The sequence below is a fragment of the Parabacteroides hominis genome, assembly GCF_014287585.1.
Classification (GTDB): Bacteria; Bacteroidota; Bacteroidia; order Bacteroidales; family Tannerellaceae; genus Parabacteroides; species Parabacteroides hominis.
The window spans coordinates 1-642 of sequence record NZ_JACOOJ010000109.1 but is presented as its reverse complement, the minus strand read 5'-3'; the positions used below and the strand labels follow the sequence as shown (position 1 = coordinate 642).

At 49.4% G+C, this 642-nt stretch carries 1 protein-coding gene; it reads right to left on the bottom strand.

Features of this window, described 5'->3' with window-relative positions; all coding sequences use genetic code 11:
• Positions 1-252: 252 nt before the first annotated feature.
• On the bottom strand, positions 253-642 hold a 390-nt coding region (locus H8S65_RS20865; RefSeq protein WP_032557811.1), incomplete at its 5' end, for an AAA-type ATPase lid domain-containing protein.

Genomic DNA, 642 nt, shown 5'->3' with positions numbered 1-642 from the left:
AAAAAAGTAGCGTGCAATTCACACTACCTTCAAGCGATGGCTCTGGTAAAGCCTTTACGGAGAGTACGTGAATGCACGCTATGCGTAAGCATAGCATAAGCATCACGCAATCGTCTCCGTAGTTCCAATTTACCAGATTTTCGCTTGAAACGCCTTGCGGTCTTATCCTATATGTTGGCGGCGAAAAGCTCCTGCCAATCGCCGTTTTTCTCAAATGTTATGCAAAGATAGCCAAATTCAGTGAATTACGGGCTATGATTGCTTGAATTTATATTTAAGTCCATACTCTTCAAGTTTGCTGTATAGTGTTGTCCTGCCTATGCCGAGCAGTTCTGCGGCGACACTCCGGTTGCCGTTTGCCTGTTTCAACGCACGCAATATCCGCTCCTTATCCTCCGCGTCATTGCGCAAGGCGAAGCTGACAGTAGAGGTCGGTTTCGTCACGGCAAGTTCCAGATGCTCTTTCATGACAACACCTTCCTGCGCCTGCAATACAGCACCCATAACTTTCTGCCGAAGTTCCCGCACGTTGCCCGGCCATGCGTGTGTCAGCAACGCTTTACGTGCTTCGGAACTGAACCCGCTCACGCTACACTCCAGCTCTCTGTTTGCCATATCACGGAAGAACTCTGCCAGCGGCAT